This is a genomic window from Bacillota bacterium, assembly GCA_023511835.1.
Taxonomy (GTDB): Bacteria; Bacillota; Sulfobacillia; order JAIMAT01; family JAIMAT01; genus JAIMAT01.
Genome location: JAIMAT010000137.1, coordinates 1 through 3255, shown reverse-complemented (window position 1 = coordinate 3255; position 3255 = coordinate 1). Strand labels below are relative to the sequence as shown.

General features: G+C 72.4%; 1 protein-coding gene. It reads left to right on the top strand.

Going from position 1 to position 3255, the window contains the following annotated elements; genetic code table 11:
* Positions 1-3168 (top strand): nitrate reductase subunit alpha (locus K6U79_11390; protein ID MCL6522956.1); only part of this gene is annotated, 3168 nt, incomplete at its 5' end.
* Positions 3169-3255: the final 87 nt, after the last annotated feature.

Genomic DNA, 3255 nt, shown 5'->3' with positions numbered 1-3255 from the left:
ATCGCCGCCGCCCTCCTCCACACGCTGCGCGAGTACGGACCCGACCGCATCTTCGGGTTCACGCCGATCCCCGCCATGTCCATGGTCAGCTACGCGTCGGGGGCGCGCTTCCTCTCGCTGCTGGGCGGGGTGATGCTCAGCTTCTACGACTGGTACGCCGACCTGCCGCCGGCCTCGCCGCAGGTCTGGGGCGAGCAGACCGACGTGCCGGAGAGCGGCGACTGGTACAACGCCTCGTACCTGCTCGTCTGGGGCACCAACGTGCCCATGACGCGGACTCCGGACGCGCACTTCCTGGTCGAGGCGCGCTACCGCGGCGCGAAGGTGGTGGCGGTCAGCCCGGACTACGCCGAGGTGGTCAAGTTCGCCGACCACTGGCTGCCGGCGCGGCCGGGGACCGACGGAGCGCTGGCCATGGCCATGACCCACGTCATCCTGAAGGAGTTCTACCTCGAGCGGGAGACGCCGTACTTCACCGACTACGCCAAGCGCTTCACCGACCTGCCCTTCCTGGTGCGGCTGCGGAAGCTCGGGGAGGCCTGGGTGCCGGACCGCTTCCTGCGGGCGAGCGACCTGGGGCTGGAGGAGCCCCAGGCCGAGTGGAAGACGCTGGTCTGGGACGCCGCCGCGGGCGCGCCGGCCGTGCCCAACGGCAGCCTCGGCTTCCGCTGGAGCGAGGAGGGGCGCTGGAACCTGAAGCTGGAGACGGGGGAGGGGCGTCCCGTCGATCCGGCGCTGACGCTCCTCGGGCGGGAGGAGGCCGTCCTGCCGGTGGGGCTCGCCTACTTCGGCGACGGCACGCCCGCCCTTCTGCGCCGCTCGGTGCCCGCGGTGCGCGTCGGGGATGCGGACGAGACGTACGTGACGACCGTCTTCGACCTGCTCCTGGCCCAGGTGGGCCTGGGGCGCGGCCTTCCCGGCGACTACCCGGCGGACTACGACGACCCCCGCCCCTACACCCCCGCCTGGCAGGAAGCGATCACCGGCGTCGACCGGCACCTGGCGATCCGCGTGGCGCGCGAGTTCGCCGAGAACGCCGCGCTCACCCGCGGCCGCTCCATGATCCTGATGGGCGCCGGCACCAACCACTGGTACCACAGCGACACCCTCTACCGGGCGATGCTCAACCTGGTCCTGCTCACCGGCGCGCAGGGCGTCAACGGGGGCGGCTGGGCGCACTACGTGGGGCAGGAGAAGGTCCGCCCGGCCGAGGCGTGGGCGACGCTCGCCTTCGCCTCGGACTGGTCGCGCCCGCCGCGGCAGCAGAACGGTACCTCCTTCTTCTACCTGGCCACGGACCAGTGGCGCTACGAGGAGACGGACGCCGGCTCCATGGCCTCGCCGCTGGCCGGCCCCTACGGCCGCCTCCACTTGGCCGACTATAACGTCCTGGCCGCGCGGCTGGGCTGGCTCCCGTCCTACCCCCAGTTCGGCGCCAACCCGCTCGCCCTGGTGCGCGAGGCCGAGGCGAGCGGCGCGCGGAGCGACGAGGAAGTGGTGGCGCACGTGGTCCGCCGGCTGCGCGAGGGGAGCCTCCGCTTCGCCGCCGAGGACCCCGACGCGCCGGAGAACTTCCCGCGCATCCTCTTCGTCTGGCGCGCCAACCTCCTCACCTCCAGCGGCAAGGGGCACGAGTACTTCCTGAAGCACCTCCTGGGTGCAGACCACGCCGTCCTCGCCGCGGAGAGCGAGGGGCTGCGGCCGCGGGAGGTCGCCTGGCGGGAGAAGGCGCCCGAGGGGAAGCTCGACCTCCTGGTCACCCTCGACTTCCGCATGTCCGGCACCGCGCTCTACTCGGACGTCCTCCTGCCCGCCGCCACCTGGTACGAGAAGCACGACCTGAGCAGCACCGACATGCATCCGTTCCTCCACACCTTCAACCCGGCCATCGCGCCGCCCTGGGAGGCGCGCTCCGACTGGGACGCCTTCCGCGGCCTGGCGTGGGTCTTCTCGGAGCTGGCCGCGCGCCATCTGCCCGAGGCGCGCGACCTGGTGGCCGTGCCGCTCCTCCACGACTCGCCCGACGAGCTGGCGCAGCCGCTGGGCCGCATCCGCGACTGGAGGAAGGGCGAGACGGAGCCGGTGCCCGGTCGCACGCTCCCCCGCCTCGTGGTGGTGCGGCGCGACTACGCCAGCGTCCACGAGAAGATGACGGCGCTGGGCCCGCTGGTGCGCGAGCGCGGCCTGGCGGCGAAGGGGATCGCCTGGCCGGCGGCGGAGGAGTACGAGGAGCTGGGCCGCATGCTGGGCGCCGTCGCCGCGCCCGGCCCCGCGCAGGGATGCCCTCGGCTGGAGGAGGACCGGCAGGTGGCCCAGGCGATCCTGACGCTCTCGGGCACGAGCCACGGCCGGGTGGCGGTCAAGCAGTGGGCGGCGCTGGAGGCGAAGACCGGCCTCGCCCTGCGCGACCTGGCCGAGGGCGAGGAGGCGGAGCACTTCCACCTCGCCGACCTGACGGCCGAGCCGCGCCGGGTGCTCACCTCGCCCATCTGGAGCGGCGTCGAGAAGGGCGACCGGCGCTACTCGCCCTTCACGGTCAACGTGGAAAGGCTCGTGCCCTGGCGGACGCTGACCGGGCGGCAGCAGTTCTACCTGGACCACGAGCTGATCCTCGACTTCGGCGAGGGGCTGCCGGTCTACCGGGGGCCGCTCGCCTTCGCCTCCTTCCTGCCGGGGGAGGGGCGGCCGGCCGGTGACGGGCGCCTCGAGCTGACGCTCCGCTACCTGACGCCGCACGGCAAGTGGGGCATCCACAGCACCTTCGCCGACAACCTGCCCATGCTGACGCTCTTCCGCGGCGGGCCCACGGTCTGGCTGAACAAGGACGACGCGGCGGCCGCCGGCATCGCGGACAACGACTGGATCGAGTGCCTCAACCGGAACGGCGTCGTCGTGGCGCGCGCCGTGGTCAGCCACCGCCTGCCCCGCGGCGTCGCCTTCCAGTACCACGCCCAGGACCGGACGGTCAACGTGCCGCCGAGCCCCATCACCGGGGAGCCGGGCGGCGCCCACAACAGCCTGACGCGCATCCACGTCAAGCCGACGCACATGATCGGCGGCTACGCCCAGCTGAGCTACGGCTTCAACTACTACGGGCCCACCGGCAACCAGCGCGACGAGACCGTGGTCATCCGCAAGCTCCGGGAGGTGAGCCGGCTTGAAGGTTAAGGTGCAGGTGGCCATGGTGATGAACCTGGACAAGTGCATCGGCTGCCACACCTGCAGCGTCACCTGCAAGAACACCTGGACCAACCG